Source organism: Brevundimonas sp. NIBR10 (assembly GCF_027912515.1).
Taxonomy (GTDB): Bacteria; Pseudomonadota; Alphaproteobacteria; order Caulobacterales; family Caulobacteraceae; genus Brevundimonas.
The window spans coordinates 3570490-3592740 of the sequence record NZ_CP115464.1 but is presented as its reverse complement, the minus strand read 5'-3'; the positions used below and the strand labels follow the sequence as shown (position 1 = coordinate 3592740).

The window sequence follows — 22251 nt, the reverse complement described above, 5'->3', positions numbered from 1 at the left end:
ACCGGTGATCGCGATAGTTGCGGTCAAGCTGAGACCCGGCGGCGATCGGTGCGTTCGGACGGCACCTCACCCGTCAGGACGCTTTCATGCCCAAGACCACGACCCCCACCACCCTCGGCAATGCCGGGGAGACCCATCAGACCGCAGGCACACCCGAAACCCGCCTGACCACCAACCACGGCGTCCCCGTTAGCGACAACCAGAACACCTTGTCGGCCGGTCCGCGCGGGCCGCACCTGCTGGAAGACTTCGTCCTGCGCGAGAAGATCCAGCATTTCGACCATGAGCGGATCCCCGAACGGATCGTCCACGCGCGCGGCTCGGCCGCCCACGGGGTGTTCGAACTGACCGAAAGCCTGGCCGACTACACCACCGCCAGGATCCTGACCGAGGTCGGCAAACAGACCGAACTGTTCACCCGCTTCTCGACCGTCGCCGGCGGCGCGGGGTCGGTCGACACGCCCCGCGACGTGCGCGGCTTTGCGGTCAAGATGTACACGACCGAAGGCAACTGGGACCTGGTCGGCAACAACATCCCGGTCTTCTTCATCCAGGACGCGATCAAATTCCCCGATCTGATCCATGCGGTGAAGATGGAGGCCGACCGGGGCTATCCGCAGGCCGCCTCGGCGCATGACACCTTCTGGGACTTCATCGGCCTGATGCCCGAGAGCACCCACATGATCATGTGGGCCATGAGCGACCGGACCATTCCTCGCTCCCTGCGGATGATCGAGGGCTTCGGCGTCCACACCTTCCGACTGATCAATGCGGCGGGCGAGGCGACCCTGGTCAAGTTCCACTGGCGGCCGCGCCTGGGCACCCAGTCGATCTGCTGGGATGAGGCGGTCAAGATCGCCGGTGCCGACCCGGATTTCCACCGCCGCGACCTGTTCGAGGCGATCGACGCGGGGGACTTCCCCGAGTGGGACCTGGCGGTTCAACTGCTGACGCAGGAAGAAGCCGACGCCCTGCCGTTCGACGTGCTGGACTCGACCAAGCTGATCCCGGAGGAGCTGCATCCTCTTCGCGTCATCGGCAAGATGACGCTGAACCGGAACCCGGACAATTTCTTCGCCGAGACCGAGCAGGTCGCCTTCCTGCCCACCAACATCCCGCCGGGCATCGACTTCTCGGAAGATCCGCTGCTGCAGGGCCGGCTGTTCTCCTATCAGGACACCCAGCTGTCGCGTCTGGGCACCGTCAACTTCCACCAGCTGCCGATCAATCAGGCCAAGGGCTGCCCGTTCCAGAACATGCAGCGCGACGGCCAGATGCAGATGCAGGTTCCCAAGGGCCGCGCCAACTATGAACCCAACAGCCTGTCCCAGGCGGGCGAGGACGGCGGCCCGCGCGAAGATCCCAAGGGCGGCTTCCGCTCGTTCGAACAGCCGGTCGAGGGGACCAAGGTCCGCATCCGCGCCGAGACCTTCGCCGATCACTATTCCCAGGCGCGGCTGTTCTTCCTCAGCCAGACCGAGCCGGAACAGGCCCATTTGGCCAGCGCCCTGGTGTTCGAACTGTCCAAGGTGACGATGGATCACGTGCGCGACCGGGTTCTGGGCAATCTCCAGAACGTCGATGCGACCTTGGCCCAGCGCGTCGCCGACGGCCTGAACGTCAAACTGCCTGCCGCCAATCCGGCCGCCAGCGAACCCTTCGACATGGACGCGTCGCCCGCCCTGAGGATTGTCGGCAAGTATCCCGACACGCTGAAGGGCCGTGCGGTAGGCATCCTGGTCACCGACGGCGCCGACGGTGCGGTCATCGATGCGGTCAAGGCGGCGGCGGAAGGCGCGGGCGCGACGGTCAAGATCGTGGCTCCAAAGATCGGCGGCGTGAAGCTGAAGGGTGGGAAGCTGCTGAAGGCCGATGGTCAGCTGGCCGGCACGCCCTCGGTGGTCTTCGACGCCGTCGCCCTGGTCCTGTCGGAAGCCGGATGTGGCGAACTGACCAAGGAGGGCGCGGCCATCGACTTCGTCGCCCATGCCTTCGGTCATCTGAAGGCGATCGGCTTCACCGCCGAGGCGAAGGCCCTGCTGGACAAGGCCAATGTCGAGCCGGATGACGGCGTTGTCGACCTGGCCGCCGGCGCGGACGCCTGGCTGACCCCGGCCGCCACGCGCCAGTGGGACCGCGAACCCAAGGTGCGCATGCTGGCGTAAACGAGCCCGCCGCCGGGTCCCGGATGGTCTCGGCGGCGGCCCGAAAGGCCTCGTTCAGTCTCGAATGGCCCGCGCGAGGTAGCAGCCGCGCGGAGCGAAGTGGACGTGGACCTGATGCGTCTTCGGATGGGTGAACCAGTGACGCAGTCGGTCGTCCAGATCGGCTCCGGGGATCGCCTCGCCCTCGATCATCAGGTTGGCGGCGTCATAAATCCGGATCGACAGCGGTCGGCGGCGGATCATCTCGGGCACGGTGTCGGCCTCGGGCTGGGTCTCTGTTGCCACCTCGCGCACGAAGATCGGGCCTGAAGCGCGATAGGGGGAGGTCGGATCGGCCAGATGGGCGTGGTTGACCAGGATCAGCCGGTCACCCGGTTCGGCATCCTGAAGGCTGACCCGGCACGGCGCGCGACCGCCCAGATCATCGGTCCAGCGACGCGCGCCGACTTCTGCCAGCTCGGCGTCGGACAGGGTGAACAGGGGCGCGAACGGGGCGAATGGAAGGGGTTCGATCTGATAGGTCACGGCGGGCTCCAACAGGTTTGAGGCCTGAGCATCGGCGGTCAATGCGCTGGTGTCTGGCGGCATTCGGACGGCGCGTTTGATGGGGCGGCTCCCTTGCGCCGGGCGATCGGCGACATCACAACACAGGCCATGAACGCGCCCTTCAAAGCCCCGCCCCACCCCGCCGATCCCGCCGCGCCGCCGCTGTGGGACCTGTCCGACCTCTATGCGTCGCGGCAGGACGCCCGCATTGCGGCCGACCTTGAGGCCGGTCGGGCGGCGGTCGCGGAACTGAACGGCTTACAGGGGCGACTGATCGCGGCCCGCGCCGACGCGAAGGCGCTCGGGGGACTGCTGGACCGGGCCATCGGCCTGTATGAGCGGACGACGGATGCCCTGGGCGGCCTCGGGGCCTACGCCTTCCTCGCCGCCTCGACGGCGCGGGACGATGCGGCGGCGAACGGGTTCGAGGCCGACATCCGCGAGAAGCTGACGGCCATATCGACCCCGACCGTCTGGCTGACGCTCGAGATCAATGCCTTGGAGGAGGCCGAAATCGAGGCGGCGCTGGTGGCTGATGCGGGTGCCTCGCGCTGGCGACCGTGGTTGCGGCGGGTACGGGCGATGAAGCCGCACGAACTGTCGGCCGAACTCGAAACCTATCTGGCCGAACACGCGCCGGTCTCGGCCCAGTGGGGGCGACTGTTCGACGAGACCCTGGCGGCCCTGCGTGCGCCGGTCGGCAAGGAAAGCCTGACGCTCGCCGAGGCCCTGAACCGACTGTCGGACCCCAAGGCGGCGAAACGCAAGGCGGCGGCCGAGGGCTTGAGCGAGGCACTGGCCGCGCGGTCATCGACCCTGGCCCTGGTGATGAACACCGTCGCGGCCGATCAAGCGCTGGAGGCCAAATGGCGCGGGTTCAAGCGTCCCGCGGACAGCCGCCACCTGGGCAACGAGGTCCATGGCGAATCCGTCGATGCGATGGCCGAGGCCGTCGCCGCCGCCTATCCGAAACTGTCGCACCGCTACTATGCGCTCAAGGCCCGGGCCATGGGCAAGGCGACGCTGGACCAGTGGGACCGCAACGCCCCGCTGGTGACGTCCAAGCCCCGCACCTATGACTGGCTGCAGGGCAAGGCCCTGGTGCTGGATAGCTTCGCCGACCTGGGCCCCGAGTTCGCCGATCGGGCCAACCGGTTCTTCGACAATCCCTGGATCGACGGTCAGGCGCGGGCGGGCAAACAGTCGGGGGCCTATGCGCATCCGGTGACCGCCAACCGCCACCCCTATGTCTTCCTGAACTGGATGGGCGAGCGGCGCGACGTCCTGACCCTGGCCCACGAACTGGGCCACGGCATCCACCAGACTCTGGCCGCCGATCGCGGCACCCTGCTGGCCGACACCCCCCTGACCCTGGCCGAGACAGCGTCCATCTTCGCCGAGGGCCTGACCTTCGATCGGCTGCTGGCGACGGCCCCGAAGGCCGAGCAGCGCGGCCTGCTGGCCGGGCGGATCGAGGACGGGTTGAACACCGTGGTGCGCCAGATCGCCTTCCACCGTTTCGAGACCCGTTTCCACGACGAGCGCGCGTCCGGCGAGGTCTCGGCCGACCGCATTGGCCAGATCTGGCTGGAGGAGATGGGGGCGTCGCTCGGTCCGGCCGTGACGCTGAATCCCGGCTACGAGCACTGGTGGAGCTATGTCAGCCACTTCGTCCACTCGCCCTTCTACGTTTATGCCTATGCGTTCGGCGACCTGCTGGTGGCGGCGCTCATGGAGACGCGACGCAAGGACCCCGAAGCTTTCACCCCTCTGTACCGTGATCTGCTCGCCGGTGGCGGGACCAGGACCTACGTCGAAGCCCTCGCCCCCTTCGGCCTCAACCCGCGTGACCCCGCTTTCTGGTCCATCGGCTGCGGCCGGCTGGAGCGGCTGGTCGATCAGTTCGAGGCGCTGGTCTGAGCTGAAGGGTAGTCGGTGGCGATTGACGACCCGGTCCGCTCGCTCGACTGTGGGGACATGAAACAGTCGCTTATGCTCGCCACCGCTTTCGCGGGTCTGGCGATTCTCGCCGCTCCGGCCTTCGCCCAGACACCGCCGCCCGCCCCGCCGACCGCCAGTCACCGTGCGCTCGCGGCCGGCTACAAGGCCCTGACCCTGTGCAGCGCGATGTTCACGGCGCGTGAGGCGCGGGCGAACCGGACGCAGGCCAGCGTCGCGGCGCATGAGTTCGTCGGCATCTATCCCGAGCTTCAGCCGCTGATCGCCGACCTGCCGGTCGAGACCTTCGAGACAGAGATCGCCGTGGCCTGGGACGAGGTCGCCCCGCCGCGTGTGGCGCAGTTCACGCCCGGCCGGGGATGTATGATCATGCCCACGGGTTTCGTCGGCGGGATGCGGGAGATCAAGCCTGTCCCCCGGCGGGCCTCGGCACCGCCCCTGCCGACCGGTACGGCGACGGGCGATGCAGCAGCGCTGGAAGCGGTTGTCGGTCAGGCCTTCGCCGGAGATTTCGGCACGGGCGCGGTGACGACCGGGGTGGTGATCCTGCAGGACGGCAGGATCGTCGCCGAACGCTATGCGCCCGACTTCGGTCCTGACATCCCGCAGCGCACATGGTCGGTGGCCAAGAGCCTGGCCGGGACCGTGATCGGGGCGGCGGTGCAGCGTGGCGAGGTCGATCCCGATGCCCCCGCCGCCATCGCCAACTGGCAGGCGACCGAGGATCCACGCCGCGCCATCACCCTGGACGCCCTGATGCGGATGAGCTCGGGTCTGACCAGCGATACGGCGGGCAACCGCACCGACGCCCTGTATTTCGGTGGGACGGCGGTGGACGAACAGGCTTCGGGCTGGCCGCTGATCGCGCCGGTCGGGACGCGGTTCCGGTATGCGAACAACGACAGCCTGCTGGCGGTCATGGCGATCGCCCCGACGTTCGAGGCCCATCCGCCGCACGCCCTGTTCGACCGGTTGGGCATGACCCACACCTGGGCCGAGACCGACTGGCGGGGCAACTACATGATGTCGAGCCAGGTCTGGACCACGGCGCGCGACCTGGCCCGGTTCGGGCAACTGTACATCCAGGACGGCGTCTGGGACGGCGAGCGGGTGCTTCCCGAGGGGTGGCGAGCGCGGGTGACGACCCCGTCGGGACCGCAGCCGCCGACCGGCACCTTCGGTTATGGGGCGACCTTCTGGCTGATGAACAGGGAGGAGGGGGTGCCCGCCGACGCCTTTTCGGCCAACGGCAACCGCGGCCAGTATGTCGTCATCGTGCCCAGCCGAAATGTCGTCATCGTCCGACGCGGCGAGGATCCTGCGGGTCAGGGTTTCAACGTCGCCGCCTTCACCCGCGACGTTCTGGCGGCCTTGAACTGAGCCTGACGCGCAACCGCCTCTTGAGCGAGCCGCCCCGGCGGCTATAAGACCCCATCTTCAGAATCCCCGGACGATCTCCCCATGGCCGACCCGCACCACGCCACCGACGCCGCCGACCATGACGCCGAGGCCTATCAGCGCGGCACGATGGCGATCGAGGAGCAGAAGGCGACCTGGAATCTGGTCCAGGCCCTGTTCAGCTGGGGTTCGGTGGCGCTTGCCGCGATCCTGGCCTTCCTGGTGATCTGGTTCCAGCCGGGCGGCAGCTTCGTCGGCGGCCTGATCGCGGGCGTGGTGATCTTCGCCGCCGGCTTCGTCTTCCTTAAGTCGGGCTCCAAGGGCCACTAAGGCCACTTTCGGCAAGGAATTGCCGCTGGGCTTGGTTATCGCGCCCACGTTTTGTCGCCAGACAGCGTTTTCTGCCTTTGACCGGCCTTTCCGTTCCAGCCTAAACCTCTCCCAAGAAACGATCTGGGAGAGTCGTATTGGGCGTCGCCATCGCCGTGACCCGCGAACGCCGTGAAGGCGAAACGCGCTGTGCCGTCACCCCGGAAACGGTGAAGAAATTCGTCGCCCTGGGCGCGACCGTCACGGTCGAGGCCGGGACCGGAGCCGGCTCGTCCTTCCCCGATGCCGACTATGTCGCGGCGGGCGCGGTGGTGCATCCGGACACCCGTGCGGTGCTCGAGGGTGCCGACATCGTTCTCAAGGTGCGCGGCCCGACGGCGCAGGAGACCAGCGCGCTGAAGCCGGGTGCCATCGTGGTCGCCCTGCTGGACGCCTACCGCGAGAAGGAAACCGTGGCGGCCATGGCGGCGGCCAACATCACCGCCTTCGCCATGGAGTTCGTGCCCCGGATCACCCGGGCCCAGGTCATGGACGCCCTGTCGTCCCAGGCCAACCTGGCCGGATACCGCGCGGTGATCGAGGCTGCGGCGGCTTACGGCCGGGGCTTTCCGATGATGATGACGGCCGCGGGCACGGTGGCCCCGGCCAAGGTCTTCGTCATGGGCGTGGGCGTCGCGGGGCTTCAGGCCATCGCCACGGCGCGGCGTCTGGGCGCCGTCGTCACCGCCACCGACGTGCGGCCCGCGACCAAGGAACAGGTCGAGAGCCTCGGTGCCAAATTCCTCGCCGTCGAGGACGAGGAGTTCAGGAACGCCCAGACGGCCGGCGGTTACGCCAAGCCGATGTCGCCCGAATATCAGGCCAAACAGGCGGTCCTCACCGGCGAACACATCAAGAAGCAGGACATCGTCATCACCACGGCCCTGATCCCCGGCCGCGCGGCGCCGGTGCTGGTCACCGCCGATCAGGTGGCGACGATGAAGCCGGGCTCGGTCCTGATCGACCTGGCCGTCGAGGCCGGCGGCAATATCGAGGGCGCAAAGTCGGGCGAGGTCGTCGTCACCCCCAACGGTGCCTCCATCGTCGGCATCGCCAACCTGCCCGGTCGGATCGCGTCGGATGCATCGAGTTTGTACGCCAAGAACCTGGTGGCGTTCGTCGGGCTTCTGCTCAAGGAGGGCGCGCTGGCGCTGGACCTCGAGGACGAGATCCTCAAGGCGGCCGTGGTCACACATGGCGGAGCCGTGGTTCATGAAGGGGTGCGGGGGTGATCGGCCGCCTTCATCCTTGGATACGTGGTGTTATCGCGCTTTTAGGCGGACTGACTTTCCTGTTCAGTTGCGGCGTCGGTCTCTGGATTTTCTTGACCGAAATTGTGGGAAAGTTTGGCGGAGACGTCTTTCACAACGGCGCTAACGACGCCGTGGCTATGATGATCGTCGGAATGTTCGGCGGTGCGGCCTACCTGTTGGCGAACATCGACCGAAAACTCGAAAAGCGAGAAGGCTGAACATGGAACACGTTGATCCCACCGTCTTCCGCCTGGCGATCTTCGTCCTGGCGATCTTCGTCGGCTACTATGTCGTCTGGTCGGTGACTCCGGCCCTGCACACGCCGCTGATGGCCGTGACCAATGCGATCTCAAGCGTCATCGTCGTCGGCGGTCTGATCGCGGCGGCGGCCGTGTCGGGCGAGGCGACCGGGGCCGACGCCTGGATCGCGAAGGGTGCCGGCGTCGCGGCTGTGACCCTGGCCAGCGTCAACATCTTCGGGGGCTTCATGGTCACGCGTCGCATGCTGGCCATGTACAAGAAGAAGGAACGCCCCAAGCCCGTCGAGGCCAAGGCATGACCTTCGATGCGCTGCTGAGCGGGGCGGCGGTGGTCGCGGCGATCGCGGCGCTGCTGACCTATGGCTGGCTGCTGGTGCGGCGGTTTCAGATGATCAGGCTGCTGACGGGTCTGGGCCTGTTCCTGACCGGCCTGGCCCTGTTCCAGGCCCCCCGGATGCTGACCCTGTCGGACGGCGACGCCCTGATCCGGCTGGCCGTCACGGCCCTGATCGTGGCCGTCGTCGCCCAGATCGCCTCCAGCCTGCGCACCCGGCCCCAATGGAACGGTGCCGAGCGGCGCACCGTTGTGGCGCATCCCTGATGGACCTGACGCCCGCAGCCCTGGCCCGACTGGCCTCGTGGATCGCCACGGGGCTGGGCGTCGGCCTGTGGGCGTGGAGCTGGATCAAGGAAACCAATCCGATCCAGAAACAGCGGTTCATGGACTGCGGCGTCGTGCTGGTCTTTGCGGCCACCCTGGTGCGGGTGGTGGTGCAGGAGCGGGAGATGACCCCGATCGACTGGGCCCTGGTCCTGCTGTCCCCCCTGTTCATCGCCGCCGCCCTGTGGCGCCTGGCGCGCACGGCCTGTCCGGGGGACGTCGAACGCCGATGACCGATCAAGATTTCAAGACACGACTGACGAAAGACTTCGGGGGAACGCCGTGAACGCATCTCTGGCCGCGCTGGCCTATCTGGTTTCCGGCGTGCTGTTCATCCTGTCGCTGCGGGGGCTGTCGAGCCCCGAGACCAGCCGTCAGGGCAATATCTTCGGCATGGTCGGGATGGGGCTGGCGGTCGCCGTGACCCTGCTGACCCTGTGGGGCTCGGGCGCGCTGGATCTGATGACGGCGGCCCTGATCGTCGGCGGCGTGGTCGTGGGCGGCGGCGGCGGAGCCCTGATCGCGGGCAAGGTCAAGATGACCGACATGCCGCAACTGGTCGCGGCGTTTCATAGTCTTGTCGGCATGGCGGCCTGTCTGGTCGCCATCGGCGCGGTCTATGCGCCCGAGGCCTTCGGCATCTCGGACGGCGAGGGCGGCATCAAGATGGTCTCGATCATCGAGCTGAGCCTGGGCGTCGCCATCGGGGCGATCACCTTCACCGGTTCGGTCATCGCCTTCGCCAAGCTGAACGGCAACATGAGCGGCGCGCCGATCATCTTGCCGGCGCGGCACCTGATCAATATCGGCCTGGCGCTGGGGTTGATCTTCCTGATCGGGCTGATGATCGGCTCCGGCGGTCAGGCGACCTGGGCCTTCTGGGGCATCTTCGCCATCGCCCTGGTGCTGGGCGCGACGCTGATCATTCCGATCGGCGGGGCGGACATGCCCGTCGTGGTGTCGATGCTGAACTCCTATTCCGGCTGGGCGGCGGCGGCCCTGGGCTTCACGCTGGAGAACATCGCCCTGATCATCACCGGGGCCCTGGTCGGATCGTCGGGCGCGATCCTGTCCTACATCATGTGCAAGGGCATGAACCGCAGCTTCATCTCGGTCATCCTGGGCGGCTTCGGCGGCGGCGACGCGGCGGCGGGCGGCGAGGCGCGGGTCGAGACGCGCCCGGTCAAGCAGGGCAGTGCCGACGACGCCGCCTTCATCATGAAGAACGCCTCAAAGGTCATCATCGTACCCGGCTACGGCATGGCCGTGGCCCAGGCCCAGCACGCACTGCGCGAAATGGCCGACAAGCTGAAGGAGGAGGGCGTCGAGGTGAAATACGCCATCCACCCGGTCGCCGGCCGGATGCCGGGCCACATGAACGTCCTGCTGGCCGAGGCCAACGTCCCCTATGACGAGGTGTTCGAGCTGGAGGACATCAACGCCGAGTTCGCATCGTGCGACGTCGCCTTCGTCATCGGCGCCAACGACGTGACCAACCCGGCCGCCAAGACCGATCCCACGTCTGCCATCTACGGCATGCCGATCCTCGACGTCGAAAAGGCCGGCACCGTCCTGTTCATCAAGCGCGGCATGGCGGCGGGCTATGCGGGAGTCGAGAACGAGCTCTTCTTCCGCGACAACACGATGATGCTGTTCGCCGACGCCAAGAAGATGGTCGAGGGAATCGTGAAGGGGCTGTGAGGCCGTCGCGCGCTTGGGAGAGCTGAGATGACCGCGCCGCGACGGCCCATCGCGCTGCTGCTTCTTGCGATCTGCCTGGCGGGCACCTCTTGTCGGCAGGCTGATCCGGTCATCCCGCGGGACCAAGGCGGGCGGATCAGTCAGGCCGACCCTGCAACTGCCTCCTTCGCCCGGGTCGAGGTACCCAAGGTGGAACGGCAAGGCGTGTGGCAGCCTGCTGCGGACGGGACCCAGATTCCGCTCTGGCCAAGTAGCGTCTCGCTAGCCAGGCCCGACACCGGCGACCGGCCCGAGGCGACGGGCAACGGCTCGCCGACCGTCGGCGGGCGGGTGTGGCACTGGGCCAGCTACGTCACCCGGCCGACCATGACGATCTATCGGCCGAAGGGGCGCAATACGGGCGCGGCGATGCTGGTCCTGCCCGGTGGCGGCTTCCACGCGGTGGCGACCGACCTGGAAGGGACCGAAATCTGCGACTGGCTCGTCGAGCAGGGCATGACCTGCGTCATGGTGAAGTACCGGACGCCTCAGGTGTGGCCGAGGGAGAACGGCCGACAGCGGCGGCCGGATGTGCTGCTGGGTCTCGAGGACGCCCAGCGCGCGATGGGACTTCTGCGCGAGCAGGCGGCCGCGTACGGCGTCGATCCGCGCAAGATCGGCGTCATCGGCTTTTCCGCCGGCGCCTATCTGGTGACGGCCATGAGCAACACCGAGGTGCGCACCTATGCCCCGACGGATGCAGCGGACCGACAATCGCCGAGGCCCGACTTCGCGATCGTCGCCTATACCGCCCGTGTGCTGGACGACAGTCTGGGGCGCAACAGTCTCGACCTCGCACCCTGGGTAAAGATCAGCCCGAACGCGCCGCCGACGCTTATCCTGCACGCGATGGACGATCCCGTGGACGACGTACGTCAGGCTATGGCGTATGCGCTGGCGTTGAACGACGCAGGCGTGCCGGTCGATATGCGCCTCTATGCGAAGGGCGGCCATGCCTTTGGCCTGCGCCCGACCGCGCATCCGGTCACCCGCGAATGGCCGGGACAGGTCGAGCAATGGTTAAGGTCTCTGGGAGCCCTGTGACCCGGACGCTATGGCAAAAGCCGGTGCCTCAGCGCCCCGCCAGGTTCCGTTCCACCTCGTCCGCGTCATAGACCTCGGCGCGATCCGGCTTTGGCCCCCGACCCAGCCGTACTTCAAGCACGGTCGAGGTGGGGGAGGGGCCGGAGATGTTCAGGCCGACGCCGACGCCCGTGCCTGACGCCCGCCAGCCGCCATAGTTGGACGATCCATAGCCGACGGACACGCTGGGCCGGATGCCACCGGCGCTGTCGGGGCGGCCGTCGATGTAGCGCTGGGTGACCTCGAACCAGTCGTAGCCGTGTTGTGACGTCAGCTGGGCGGCGCGGAGCAGGGCGCGGTCGGCGACGGGGCCGGGCGCGCCGACACCGGAATAGGTGACGCGGTATCGGTCGCTCTCGATCCGCTGCTCCGAAAAGCCTTGTCCGCCCGGTCCCATCTGTGGGCCATAGGGGGCCAGGCTGGCGCAGGCGGTCAGGGCGGAGGCGGACAGGGCGACGGCGAGAATGGACAGGCGCTTCATGGCGAGACTCCGTGTCCAAACCAAACAATCGGCCACCCGCAGCGGTTCCCTCAGTCGTCCAGGCCCATTGCCGCCTCCAGTGCCCGGAAGTCCTCAGGCGGGCGCGCACTGACCACCTTTCGCCCTCCGTCCGGGTGCGGAAAGTCCAGCGAGGCGGCGTGCAGCATGAGCCGCCCTGCACCCCGCCCCGCCGCCGTCAGGGCCCCGCCGTATTTGACGTCTCCGACCAGGGGCCGGCCGATCGAGGCCATGTGGACCCGCAGCTGGTGCATCCGGCCCGTCAGGGGCTCCAGTTCGACCAGTGCACCGTCCGGGCTCTCGGAAAGGGTCCGGTACCGACTGGTGGAGGCCTGGGCACCGGGCTCGTCGGCCGAGGCGACGCGCATGGAGCTTTCGCGGCCGACCTCGATACGCAGCAGAGGCGTCTCGATCTTTCCGGCGCGGGGCTCGGGTGCCGCCGAGACCAGGGCCAGATAGGTCTTGGTCAGTTTGCGCGCCTGGATCGCCTTGCCGAGATAGCCCGCCGCCGGCTTGGTCTTCGCCGCCAGGATGACGCCCGAGGTGTCGCGGTCCAGCCGGTGGACCAGCTCGGGCCGCTTGCCGTTCGACCGGGCGAAGGCCCAAATCAGGTCGTCCAGGGTGTGGACGTGCCGGACCCCGCCCTGGCTGGTCAGTCCAGAGGGCTTGTCGAAGGCGATCAGTTGCGCGTCCTCGAAGATCACCCACGACCGGATGGCGGCGATCTCTTCGGGGGTCAGCTCGGGCGGCGGTCGGGTTCTCACCCGGCCCCGGTTAGCGCAGCACGCCCCGCTTGCCCATGGTCCAGGCGTACCAGAGGAAGAAGACGCATCCGGCCAGGATCACGACCTGCATGATCCACGTTCCCTCCGGCATCACACTGCCGCCGTCCGACAGCAGATAGGTATAGACCAGGCTCATCACATAGGCCGCCAGAGACGCCCCAAACACCGGCACTGCCCATTTGCGCCGCACCAGCAACAGGATGCAGCCCAGCAGTCCGCCCCAAACCCCGATCGCCCAGACCGCGGTCACCCAGGCCGGCATGGCGTTGAAATAGGTGATCTGGGGATCGGTCATGCCGAACGCCCTGAGGTGTTCCTCGCCCTTCAGTTCGGTCATCGTGTAGTCCCAGCATCCGAAGGCGTTCCAGGCGATGCCCAGCACCCCCACGACCCATAGATGCCATGGCGTCTTCGGTCCGGTTGTCATGGTCCCCTCCTCGTTCTGAAAACCGCGCTAGCGCAGCAGGCCCCGCTTGCCCATTGACCAGGCATACCAGAGCAACAAGGCCGCGATCACCACGATGACCCAGGGCATATAGGTCATGACCGCCATGGCGGGCGGCAGGTCCGGCATCGGGTGCATTAGGCCGTACAGGGCGCTGGCAACTGCCCCCACGACCGAGATCGCGAAGGCCGGCACGGCCAGCCGGTTGCGCAGCAGCAGCAGGATGGAACCGATCACCGCCCCCCAGACCCCCAGGGTCCACGGCGCATACATCCACGCCGGCATGGCGTTGTAGTAGTCGATCATCGGCTGGGTCATGCCGGACTCGCGCCAGTAGGCCTCGCCCCGCGTCACGCTCATGATGAAGTCGAACCCGCCATAGGCGTTCCACAACAGCGACACGCCGCCCACGACCCACAGATGCCAAGGCGTCTTCGTTCCCACAGCCATCGTTCCCCTCCCCAGGATTTCGATTGAACCGCCAAGCTAGGCCGCAATCTACAGTCCGGCAAATGAACGGCGATCAGTTAGCGGGCGTAGACCAGCCGGCAGTCGCCCTCGATCACGGTGTAGCGACCCGTCGCGGCGTCCACGAAGGAGGTCCTGTCGTCGCGATGGCTGACCTTGCCGGTCGAGCGCCCCTGGTAGGTCTGGGTGCCGTAGGTCCAGCAGGTGACGTCGGCGGGTTTGTCGCTGAAGGTCGCATCGTTGCGCGCCCGACCGCTGTCGGTGCAGCCGGCCAGGGCGGCCGAGAGTCCCAGTGTTGCCAGGATGATCTTGGTGTTCATTCGTCCCTCCGATGTGGCCGGACCACTATTGCCTGCGTCTGCCATGAAGGCGACCCGTTTCATCCGGGGTCGGCAACCTTCCACGGCGGATCGATCCGGTTCTGGCCCGCGAAATACAGGCAAAGCCGGTTGCCGTCCGGATCGCGCAGCCAGGCCTCGCGCCACAGCCACCTCTGATCCACCGGCCCGCTGTCGAACACCATTCCCGCCGCCTTCAGCGCCGTGACCCGCGCGTCCAGATCGGCGCATTCGAAATAGATCCCCGTCCCGTTCGGCGTCACGGCATCGGCCAGATGGATCGAGAACGTCGCCGCGCTCTGACCCGCCCCGGCCGGACAGACGAACCTGGCATAGTGCGGGCTCGACACAATCAGGGTCAGTCCTAACCGCTGGTAGAAGTCCCGCGACCGGGCGATATCGGTGACCTCGACCGTGACCTGATTGAGGTTCATTCGCCGGCGTCCTCCATCGCCGCACGCATCGCCGTCCAGCGTTCCAGCCGCGCCTTGACCTTCTCCTCGTGACCCTCGCCCTTGGGCTTGTAGAAGGTGCGGCGTTCCATCTCGTCGGGGAAGAAGTTCGCGCCCGAGAAGCCTTCCGGGGTGTCGGGATCGTACTGGTAACCCTTGCCGTAGCCGAGCGACTTCATCAGCTTGGTCGGGGCGTTGCGGATGTGCGCGGGGGGCATCAGGGAGCCGGTCTCGGCCGCCGCCTTCTTCGCCGCCTTGAAGGCTTCGTAGACGCCGACCGACTTGGGCGCAGTGGCCAGATGCACCACCGCCTGGGCGAGGGCCAGTTCGCCTTCGGGGCTGCCGAGGAAGTCGTAGGTGTCCTTGGCGGCGTTGGCGACCAGGATGGACAGGGGGTCCGCCTCGCCGATGTCCTCGACCGCCATCCGCACGATCCGGCGCGCCAGATACAGGGGGTCCTCGCCGCCATTCAGCATCCGCGCCAGCCAGTACAGGGCCGCGTCGGGGTCCGAGCCGCGCACCGACTTATGCAGGGCGGAGATGAGGTTGTAGTGTTCCTCGCGCGACTTGTCGTAGGCGGGGGCCCGCTTCTGCAAGGTGCCGGCCAGCCCCTGGACATCCAGCATGACGTCGTCGGGCAGGGCGAACAGCACCTCGGTCATGGTCAGCAGATATCGCCCGTCCCCGTCGGCCAGGGCCAGCAGGGCGTGGCGCGCCTCGGCCGTCAGGGGCAGGGGCTTGCCCTCATGGGTCTCCGCCCGGATCAACAGTTGATCCAGTGCCGCATCGTCCAGCCTATTCAACACATAGACCTGCGACCGCGACAGCAGTGCCCCGTTCAGTTCGAACGACGGGTTCTCGGTCGTGGCCCCGACCAGCGTCACCACCCCCTCCTCGACGAAGGGCAGGAAGCCGTCCTGCTGGGCCCGGTTGAAGCGGTGGATTTCGTCGACGAACAGCAACGTCGATTGCCCCGCCGCCCGTCGCATTCGCGCCGCCTCGAACGCCTTCTTCAGGTCCGCGACGCCGGAGAATACCGCCGAGATCTGCTGGAACTCATATCCCGCCGCCTTGGCCAGCAGGCGCGCGATCGTGGTCTTGCCCGTGCCCGGCGGACCCCACAGGATCATCGAGCCCAGCCGCCCGGCCTCGACCATCCGCCGGATCGGCCCGCCCTCGCCCAGCAGGTGATCCTGACCCACCACCTCGTCGAGCGTTCGGGGCCTCAGCCGGTCGGCCAGCGGGGCGTCGGGGGGCAGTATGCCGGAGGCTTCAAACAGATCGGTCATGAACGCTCAGAGATAGGCGTTCGCGACCGGCATTTCACCTTGCGAATGGAGCCTAGCTGACCCGGCCTGTCATGATGCGGCCCTGACGCTGGATCACGACTTCCGAACCGCGCGCGGCCTGGGTGACGGCGGCCAGGTCGCGGGCGGGCCGTCCGTCGACTCTCAGCACCACGTCGCCGCGCTGGAAGCCGTTGCCGGAGGCGTAGGTGCCGCGCGGGGCACTGACGATGATGACCCCTTGCGCGAACGGATCGCCGCCCAGCCGGTCGGCGAGCGCGGGCGTCAGGACGGCGGCCTCGGCACCGGCGAACGAGCCCCGACGGATGGTTTCGGGCACCACCTTGGTATCGCCGGGCAGGGGTTGGACCCGGGCATTGACCGTCACCGGCCGTCCGTCGCGCAGCAGGGAGATGGCGACCGTGTCGTTGGGGCTGTGGGTGCCGATGCGGAAGTTCAGGCCGCCTTGGTCGTTGACCTCCTGGCCCGCGACGGCGGTGATGACGTCGCCGTCCTGGATGCCCGCGCGGGCTCCCGGCCCACCGGCATAGAGTTCCGTGACGATCAGACCCTGGGGTCGGTCCAGACCCAGGCTGCGGGCGATGTCTGCGGTGACGCTGTCGCCCTTCACCCCCAGCCACGGCCGGACCACGCTGGAGGCGCCGCCGAGGGCCGAGTCCACCACCCGCCGCACCATCGACGCCGGCACCGCGAATCCGACCCCGGCCGAAGAGCCCGAGCGAGAGAAGATTGCCGTGTTGATGCCGATCACGTCGCCGTCCATGTCGACCAGGGGCCCGCCCGAGTTGCCCGGATTGATCGCCGCGTCGGTCTGGATGAAGGAGCCGGAATCGCTGATCCCGGTCTCGGTGCGGTTCAGGGCCGAGATGATGCCGTTGGTCACGGTCTGGCCCACCCCGAACGGATTGCCGATGGCCAGCACCAGGTCGCCGACCTCCTGCTCTTCCTGGTCGTCGATGGCCAGGACGGGCAGGGCACCGGTCACGTCCTCGAGCTGAAGCACGGCGATGTCGGAGCGTTCGTCGGCCAGGATGACGCGGGCCGCGAACTCGCGCCGGTCGTTCAGCACGACGCGGATCGCCTGGGCATTCTCGATGACGTGGTTGTTGGTGACCACAATCCCGTCGGAGCGGACAATGACGCCCGACCCCGCCGATTCCGCCACCCGCTGTTGGGGCATGCCGCCGCCGAAGAACTGGAAATAGGGGTCGCGCACCGTCTGGACCGTCCGCGCCGAGATGTTGACCACCGCCGGCGCCGCCTCGCGCACCACAGGGGCGAAGCTGGACTTCATCTCCATGGCGCTGCCCGGAACCTGGCGGCTGTTGGGCTCGGCGAACACGCCCTCCTGGGCCTTGGAACTGTTGGCGTTGCCGCAGGCGGCGAGCGTCAGGGCGGCGGCGAGAACGAGGCTGGAGGATTTCATGCGATCTCGGGTCATGGGCGTCAGTCGGGATTGAAACGGCGGTGGCCCGCAGGCCGGACAGGCATATCTGTCCCCTATTTCGTCGGGATCAAGGCGTCGGAACCTGATCCGCCCCGGCCGCCATCACCCCGGCGGCGACCATTCCGGTGGCGCGAGGTCAAAGCCCGCGAAATCGAACCCCGGCGCGACGGTACAGCCGCACAAGGTCCATTCGCCGGTCGTCCGCGCCGCCTGCCACGCCCCCGTCGGCACCACGCCCTGCGGCCTCTGTCCCGCGTTCACGTCAGGCCCCAGGATCACGGTCCGCCGCCCGCCCTCGTCCGCGATCTCCAGCTCCAGCGGCGCGCCCAGATAGAAATGCCAGAGCTCGGCCGCGTCCACGCAATGCCAGTGCGACCGCTCGCCCTCGCCGAGCAGGAAATAGATCGCCGTCCCGACCGAACGCCCGTCCACCTCGCGCGGGTCGCGAAACGTCTCGCGATAATGCCCGCCCTCGGGATGGGGCTTGAGGTCGAGCAGGGCGATGATCTCGGGGGCGGTGAGCATGGGAATCAGCCTCGGCGTTCAGCCCACTCTACCTGCTCGATACCCTGCTTGCCGAAAAGCTACCGCCCCCGCGTCAGCGCCCGGTATTCGACCAGCCGTTCCTTGTCGCGGCGGACCTGGTCGCCGACGGTGTTGTCGACGTCCAGCGAGGCGTAGCGGACCCAGCCCTCGACGCCCAGCTTGTCCTTCACGGCCGCCATCGGTGTCTGCCAGCGATAGAAGGACAGCCAGGACACGGCCAGGGTCAGGACCGCGCCCAGACCCTGTAGCGCCCGGTATCCGATCTCGTCGGTGCCCGGCACGGGCCAGAAGCCCAGCACCAGCAGGCCGACGATCATGACCAGCACGGTCGAGAACCCGCCGAACCAGCCCATCCAGTACCGTTCGCGCCGGGTGCGCCACAGCTCCATCTGGGTGAATTTTTCCAGGTACTCCATCCGCGCCCCGATCCACATGGTCAGCCGGGTCAGGAACAGGGCGCGCTGGCCCCAGCCCTTGCCGTCCTGGGCGAACTGGGTCTCGGCCTGGTCGGCCATGGCGCGGGCGTTGGTGAACAGGTTCTGGAGCTCGCGCGTCCGCTGGACCACCTCGCGCGACAGTTCGTACGAATCGTTCTCCAGCCGGAACCGGTACTGGATGAACAGGATGCTTGAGATGCCGAAGAACAGTCCAACCACGATCAGCATGGCCAGGGCGGCCAGACCCAGCCCACCGGCCTGCGATCCCGTCCACTGCTCGAAGAAGGTCGGCCCCAGGATGGCCAGCAGGACGAATCCCAGGATCGACAGCCCCTGGGTCAACCGCTTGACCGCCACATGGACCCGCAGGGCGTTGAACACCCGGCGGCCATAGCCATAGATTCGGCCGCGCATATCGGCCTCGACCGGGAAACGCTCTTCGATCTGGCGGCGGAACAGGACGTGGAAGCGGTCCGGCTTGTTCTCGTTTTCCCAGAAGGGAAAGATGTCGAGCGGCTGGTTGAAATACTCGTCGATGTTGCGCGAGATCACTTTGATGGCGACGGGGTCGAGGGTGAAATAGTCGCTTTCCTGAATGGGTCTCAGGATGCCGTCATCCGACACCGACGGGCGCGGCGTGGGCGCGGGCGTGGCCGGCGGTGGTGTGCGCTGGTGGGGGATGTCGAGCGGCGCCTCCTGAACACCGGTCCCCTGATAGGCGGCGGACTGCGACGCCGGGATCGGCTGCACTCCGGTCGGCAGTTCGCTGGACCCCGTCATGGGGTGTTGCGGCGAATGCGAAGGATCGTCGTGCGACATGGCGGCGGTCAGCCCTTGAAGTTCAGCCCCAGCCTAGCAGAACGACCCCTGGGGCCGGGCGACGTTCCCTTGAGGCGCGAAGCCGCGCCACCGTTCAGGTATCGCCGTTAACCGTAAGCGGGGGCAAGTGACGTTTCGTTCAGGCGGCCGGTCCGATAGCCGGCCAGCAAAAAGGCCGCCCGTTGCGGGGCGGCCTTTTCAAATCCAGGGTCGCGAAACCCGTGCTTAGGAGCGGTTGCCACCACCGGCGGCACCGGGACCCGGCACGCGGGGCTTCGGAGGCGGCAGCAGGCCTTCGCGCTGCATGCGCTTGCGGGCCAGCTTGCGGGCGCGACGAACGGCCTCGGCCTTCTGGCGGGCGCGCTTCTCCGAGGGCTTCTCGTAATGCACGTGGCGCTTCATTTCACGGAAGCTGCCTTCGCGTTGCATCTTCTTCTTGAGGGCTTTCAGCGCTTGATCGACGTTATTATCGCGAACGAAAATCTGTACCAGGTTGAACTCTCCTTTGGCCGCCCGCCGCGTCCTGTGAGGGAGACGGGCAGACAAATAAAATCTCACCTCGCGGGCGACAGCCCGGCGAGCGAAGGCGGGCCAATACACCAGTGGTCGCGCGGTGTCCATATCGAGAGCGGCCAAACTGCGCGTGATGTCGCAAGGCGGCCGCCGGGCTCGCAACGCCCGGCCGGTGGGCGTATTCTACAGCCATGACCACGGCCGCCCACATCCCGAACGAGGCCCCCCAGGGCGACTGGGCCGACCGGATGGAGCAGTCCGTGCTGGACGCCGCCCTGCCGCTGGCCCCCCGCCTGGGCTGGAACGGCCGGCTGGTCCGGGCCGCGTGCAAGGCCAATGGCCTGTCGGAGGGGGATCAGGACCTACTAATGCCCAACGGCGCGCGCGACCTGGCGGCCCTGCTGTGGCGACGCCATGACGCGGCGGCGATGCAGGCCCTGGCCGAGGTCGATCCGGCGACGCTGAAGATCCGCGAGCGAATCGCCCGTGCCGTCTCGGCCCGCCTGGAAGCCGCTGCGGCGGACGGCGAGGCGGAAAAGCGTGCCGCCGGCTTCATGGCCCTGCCGACCAACGCCGATCTGGCGCTGAGCCTGACGTGGGACACCGCGGACGGCCTGTGGCGCTGGGCCGGGGACACGGCGACGGACTGGAACCACTATTCCAAGCGGGTGATCCTGTCGGGCATCCTGGTCCCGGCCATGACGATGCGTCTGTTCGACGGCCGCGAGCGCGCCGAGGCCTTTGTCGCCGCGCGGATCGAGAACGTCATGACCTTCGAGAAGTGGAAGGCCGGCAAGGATTTCGAGGCTCCGCTGCGCCGGGTGACGGATGTGCTGAGCCGGTTGCGGTACCGCTGAGGACCTAAGGTCTCGCAGCCTCGGCGGCGGCAGCCGCATCAGCCCGGTTGTCTCTGAGGGCTGCATCCTTGCCGATCTGATAGCCGATGGCGGAAAAGCCGATCGCGACAGCGCCCACGGCGGATATTGCCACGCCCAGTTTGGCCCCGGGGCGGCTTCTGAATTTGGGCGTCGACAGCAAGACGGCGATGGCGACCAGCAGCAGAACAGGAGCAAGAAACGACAGCGTCATGCCCGCATCATGACAGGCTTTGCTGTATGCTCAAGCTTCGGCCGTCATGCCAAAGGGCCGACCCTGTTCACATGCGCCATCTTCCGGCCAGGCCGCGCCTCGGCCTTGCCGTACAGATGCAGGCGCGCGTTCGGCTCGGCGGCCAGCCCCGCCCACTGATCGACCTCGTCGCCCAGCAGATTGGTCATCTCGACGCGGGCGTGGGCCTCGGTGGGGCCGAGCGGCCAGCCGGCGATGGCGCGGATATGCTGCTCGAACTGGTCGCAGATGCAGCCGTCCTGGGTCCAGTGGCCGGTGTTATGGACGCGCGGGGCGATCTCGTTGACCAGCAACCGGCCCTCGCCGAGGTCGAACAGCTCGATCCCCATCACGCCGACATAGTCGAGGCCGTCGAGGATGTCCGTGGCGATCTCACGCGCGCGGGCGTCGGTCACCGTGTCGACGGCGGCGGGCGCCGTGGTGACACGCAGCACCCCACCCGAATGCTCGTTCTCGCCCAGGGGATAGACCGCGACCGATCCATCGTGGCCGCGTGCGGCGATGATCGACAGTTCACGGGTGAAGGCGGCGCGGGCTTCCAGGATGGCGGGGCGGCCGCCGATGGCGGCGAAGGCCTCGGCGGCCTCGTCGGCCGAGGCGACCCAGGCCTGGCCCTTGCCGTCATAGCCGTCGCGGCGGGTCTTGAGCAGGGCAGGCGTGCCGAGCGTCTCAAGCCCCGCGATCAGGTCGTCCAGCGTATCCACGGCCACGAAATCGACGGTGGCGGCGCCGACGGCATTGAGGAAGGTCTTCTCGTCCACCCGGTCCTGGGCCACGGCCAGGGCGGTCGGGCCGGGCGCCACCAGGGCACCGCCCTCGGCCAGTTGCTCGATCGAGGCGGAGGGCACGTTCTCGAACTCGAACGTCACCACGTCGCAGGCGCGGCCCATGATGGTGAGCGCCGCCGGATCGTCATAGGCCGCGACGAACTGGCCGCGCGACACGCGAGCCGCCGGGCAGTTTTCCTCGGGGTCCAGGATCAGGACGTCGAACCCCAGGCGCGACGCCGCCTGGGACAGCATCCGGCCGAGCTGGCCACCGCCGATGATGCCGATGGTCGACCCGGGGGGCAGGGGCAGGGCGAGCTCGGCCAATCAGTCCTCGACCGTCTCGGCGACCGCGTCGGTCTGGGTGGTGCGGTAGGCGGCGAGTCGCTCGGCCAGCGCATCGTCCGACAGGGCGAGGATCTGCGCTGCCAGGATGCCCGCGTTCTTGGCCCCGGCCTCGCCGATGGCCAGGGTGGCGACGGGGACGCCGCCTGGCATCTGGACGATCGACAGCAGCGAATCCATGCCCTTCAGCGCCTTTGATTCCACCGGCACGCCCAGCACGGGCAGGTCGGTCATGGACGCAGCCATGCCGGGCAGATGAGCGGCACCCCCGGCCCCGGCGATGACGACCTTGAACCCGGCGGCCTTGGCACACGTCGCGAAGTCATAGAGACGCTTTGGCGTGCGGTGGGCCGATACGACCCTGGCTTCCCAGGCCACGCCCAAGGTGTCCAGCGAATCGGCCGCGTGTTTCATCGTCGGCCAGTCGGACCGACTGCCCATGATGATGGCCACCGGCGGGGTCGAAATCGCCATAACGCTCAGGTTCTCGCGCGCGTGAAGGCGGCCGGTTACAGCACCCG

Annotated in this window: 27 protein-coding genes; 12 read left to right on the top strand and 15 right to left on the bottom strand. The window is 67.7% G+C overall.

Annotation, left to right across the window (positions count from 1 at the left end; translation table 11 throughout):
- Window positions 1–86: 86 nt before the first annotated feature.
- A complete protein-coding gene (locus O5K39_RS17570) occupies window positions 87–2165 on the top strand; it encodes a catalase (RefSeq protein ID WP_271144895.1) in 2079 nt (692 codons plus the stop codon).
- Between the two features lie 54 nt (window positions 2166–2219).
- Here O5K39_RS17570 and O5K39_RS17565 read toward each other — a convergent pair whose 3' ends face one another.
- The gene (locus O5K39_RS17565; RefSeq protein WP_271144894.1) at window positions 2220–2690 is read right to left on the bottom strand and encodes a DUF1203 domain-containing protein; all 471 of its coding nucleotides are present in this window, start codon (window positions 2688–2690) and stop codon (window positions 2220–2222) included.
- A gap of 129 nt (window positions 2691–2819) precedes the next feature.
- Between O5K39_RS17565 and O5K39_RS17560 the strand changes: the two genes are divergently transcribed.
- The 10 genes from O5K39_RS17560 (at window position 2820) to O5K39_RS17515 (ending at window position 11395) form a co-directional block, all read left to right on the top strand.
- Complete coding sequence (locus O5K39_RS17560; protein WP_271144893.1) at window positions 2820–4631, top strand: M3 family oligoendopeptidase; 1812 nt, start codon at window positions 2820–2822, stop codon at window positions 4629–4631.
- Window positions 4632–4688: 57 nt separating this feature from the next.
- A complete protein-coding gene (locus O5K39_RS17555) occupies window positions 4689–6050 on the top strand; it encodes a serine hydrolase (protein WP_271144892.1) in 1362 nt (453 codons plus the stop codon).
- A gap of 81 nt (window positions 6051–6131) precedes the next feature.
- The gene (locus tag O5K39_RS17550) at window positions 6132–6398 is read left to right on the top strand and encodes an aa3-type cytochrome c oxidase subunit IV (RefSeq protein ID WP_271144891.1); all 267 of its coding nucleotides are present in this window, start codon (window positions 6132–6134) and stop codon (window positions 6396–6398) included.
- Between the two features lie 137 nt (window positions 6399–6535).
- On the top strand, window positions 6536–7669 hold the full coding sequence (locus O5K39_RS17545; protein WP_271144890.1) for a Re/Si-specific NAD(P)(+) transhydrogenase subunit alpha: 1134 nt from the start codon (window positions 6536–6538) through the stop codon (window positions 7667–7669).
- Window positions 7666–7908, top strand: coding sequence for a hypothetical protein (locus tag O5K39_RS17540; RefSeq protein ID WP_271144889.1), 243 nt, complete (start codon window positions 7666–7668; stop codon window positions 7906–7908). Before O5K39_RS17545 ends, O5K39_RS17540 begins: the two co-directional genes overlap by 4 nt.
- Before the next feature lie 2 nt (window positions 7909–7910).
- Window positions 7911–8249: an NAD(P) transhydrogenase subunit alpha gene (locus tag O5K39_RS17535; RefSeq protein ID WP_271144888.1), complete on the top strand. Its 339-nt coding sequence runs from the start codon at window positions 7911–7913 to the stop codon at window positions 8247–8249.
- Window positions 8246–8551: a hypothetical protein gene (locus O5K39_RS17530; RefSeq protein WP_271144887.1), complete on the top strand. Its 306-nt coding sequence runs from the start codon at window positions 8246–8248 to the stop codon at window positions 8549–8551. Before O5K39_RS17535 ends, O5K39_RS17530 begins: the two co-directional genes overlap by 4 nt.
- The gene (locus O5K39_RS17525; protein WP_271144886.1) at window positions 8551–8844 is read left to right on the top strand and encodes a hypothetical protein; all 294 of its coding nucleotides are present in this window, start codon (window positions 8551–8553) and stop codon (window positions 8842–8844) included. Before O5K39_RS17530 ends, O5K39_RS17525 begins: the two co-directional genes overlap by 1 nt.
- Before the next feature lie 49 nt (window positions 8845–8893).
- Entirely contained in the window at window positions 8894–10312 is a 1419-nt protein-coding gene (locus tag O5K39_RS17520; RefSeq protein WP_271144885.1) for an NAD(P)(+) transhydrogenase (Re/Si-specific) subunit beta, read from the top strand.
- A gap of 27 nt (window positions 10313–10339) precedes the next feature.
- Window positions 10340–11395: an alpha/beta hydrolase gene (locus tag O5K39_RS17515; RefSeq protein ID WP_271144884.1), complete on the top strand. Its 1056-nt coding sequence runs from the start codon at window positions 10340–10342 to the stop codon at window positions 11393–11395.
- 28 nt (window positions 11396–11423) lie between these two features.
- On the opposite strand, the gene O5K39_RS17510 is transcribed toward O5K39_RS17515, so the two are convergent.
- The 11 genes from O5K39_RS17510 to rpsU all read right to left on the bottom strand — a co-directional run bounded on the left by O5K39_RS17510 (window position 11424) and on the right by rpsU (window position 19469).
- Entirely contained in the window at window positions 11424–11915 is a 492-nt protein-coding gene (locus O5K39_RS17510) for a hypothetical protein (RefSeq protein WP_271144883.1), read from the bottom strand.
- Between the two features lie 50 nt (window positions 11916–11965).
- The gene (locus O5K39_RS17505) at window positions 11966–12697 is read right to left on the bottom strand and encodes an RluA family pseudouridine synthase (RefSeq protein ID WP_271144882.1); all 732 of its coding nucleotides are present in this window, start codon (window positions 12695–12697) and stop codon (window positions 11966–11968) included.
- A 10-nt stretch (window positions 12698–12707) separates the two neighbouring features.
- Window positions 12708–13145, bottom strand: a complete 438-nt coding sequence (locus O5K39_RS17500) for a hypothetical protein (RefSeq protein ID WP_271144881.1) — start codon at window positions 13143–13145, stop codon at window positions 12708–12710.
- Between the two features lie 27 nt (window positions 13146–13172).
- Window positions 13173–13613 carry a hypothetical protein gene (locus O5K39_RS17495; protein WP_271144880.1) on the bottom strand — a complete coding sequence of 147 codons (441 nt, stop codon included), beginning with the start codon at window positions 13611–13613 and terminating at the stop codon, window positions 13173–13175.
- Between the two features lie 77 nt (window positions 13614–13690).
- Complete coding sequence (locus tag O5K39_RS17490; RefSeq protein ID WP_271144879.1) at window positions 13691–13951, bottom strand: hypothetical protein; 261 nt, start codon at window positions 13949–13951, stop codon at window positions 13691–13693.
- Between the two features lie 59 nt (window positions 13952–14010).
- Window positions 14011–14403, bottom strand: a complete 393-nt coding sequence (locus O5K39_RS17485; protein WP_271144878.1) for a VOC family protein — start codon at window positions 14401–14403, stop codon at window positions 14011–14013.
- Window positions 14400–15710, bottom strand: a complete 1311-nt coding sequence (locus O5K39_RS17480; RefSeq protein WP_271144877.1) for a replication-associated recombination protein A — start codon at window positions 15708–15710, stop codon at window positions 14400–14402. Before O5K39_RS17480 ends, O5K39_RS17485 begins: the two co-directional genes overlap by 4 nt.
- Window positions 15711–15762: 52 nt before the next feature.
- Complete coding sequence (locus tag O5K39_RS17475; RefSeq protein ID WP_271144876.1) at window positions 15763–17154, bottom strand: Do family serine endopeptidase; 1392 nt, start codon at window positions 17152–17154, stop codon at window positions 15763–15765.
- Between the two features lie 123 nt (window positions 17155–17277).
- Entirely contained in the window at window positions 17278–17700 is a 423-nt protein-coding gene (locus O5K39_RS17470) for a cupin domain-containing protein (protein ID WP_271144875.1), read from the bottom strand.
- A 59-nt stretch (window positions 17701–17759) separates the two neighbouring features.
- Complete coding sequence (locus O5K39_RS17465) at window positions 17760–18938, bottom strand: hypothetical protein (RefSeq protein WP_271144874.1); 1179 nt, start codon at window positions 18936–18938, stop codon at window positions 17760–17762.
- Between the two features lie 264 nt (window positions 18939–19202).
- Window positions 19203–19469: a 30S ribosomal protein S21 gene (gene rpsU, locus O5K39_RS17460; protein WP_201104539.1), complete on the bottom strand. Its 267-nt coding sequence runs from the start codon at window positions 19467–19469 to the stop codon at window positions 19203–19205.
- A gap of 212 nt (window positions 19470–19681) precedes the next feature.
- Between rpsU and O5K39_RS17455 the strand changes: the two genes are divergently transcribed.
- Complete coding sequence (locus tag O5K39_RS17455) at window positions 19682–20347, top strand: COQ9 family protein (protein ID WP_271144873.1); 666 nt, start codon at window positions 19682–19684, stop codon at window positions 20345–20347.
- Between the two features lie 4 nt (window positions 20348–20351).
- On the opposite strand, the gene O5K39_RS17450 is transcribed toward O5K39_RS17455, so the two are convergent.
- Genes O5K39_RS17450 through purE form a run of 3 tightly spaced genes read right to left on the bottom strand, consistent with a single transcriptional unit; the run spans window position 20352 to window position 22204 of the window.
- Window positions 20352–20579, bottom strand: coding sequence for a hypothetical protein (locus O5K39_RS17450; protein WP_271144872.1), 228 nt, complete (start codon window positions 20577–20579; stop codon window positions 20352–20354).
- A 44-nt stretch (window positions 20580–20623) separates the two neighbouring features.
- Entirely contained in the window at window positions 20624–21712 is a 1089-nt protein-coding gene (locus O5K39_RS17445; protein ID WP_271144871.1) for a 5-(carboxyamino)imidazole ribonucleotide synthase, read from the bottom strand.
- A complete protein-coding gene (gene purE, locus O5K39_RS17440; protein ID WP_271144870.1) occupies window positions 21713–22204 on the bottom strand; it encodes a 5-(carboxyamino)imidazole ribonucleotide mutase in 492 nt (163 codons plus the stop codon).
- Between the last annotated feature and the right edge of the window lie 47 nt (window positions 22205–22251).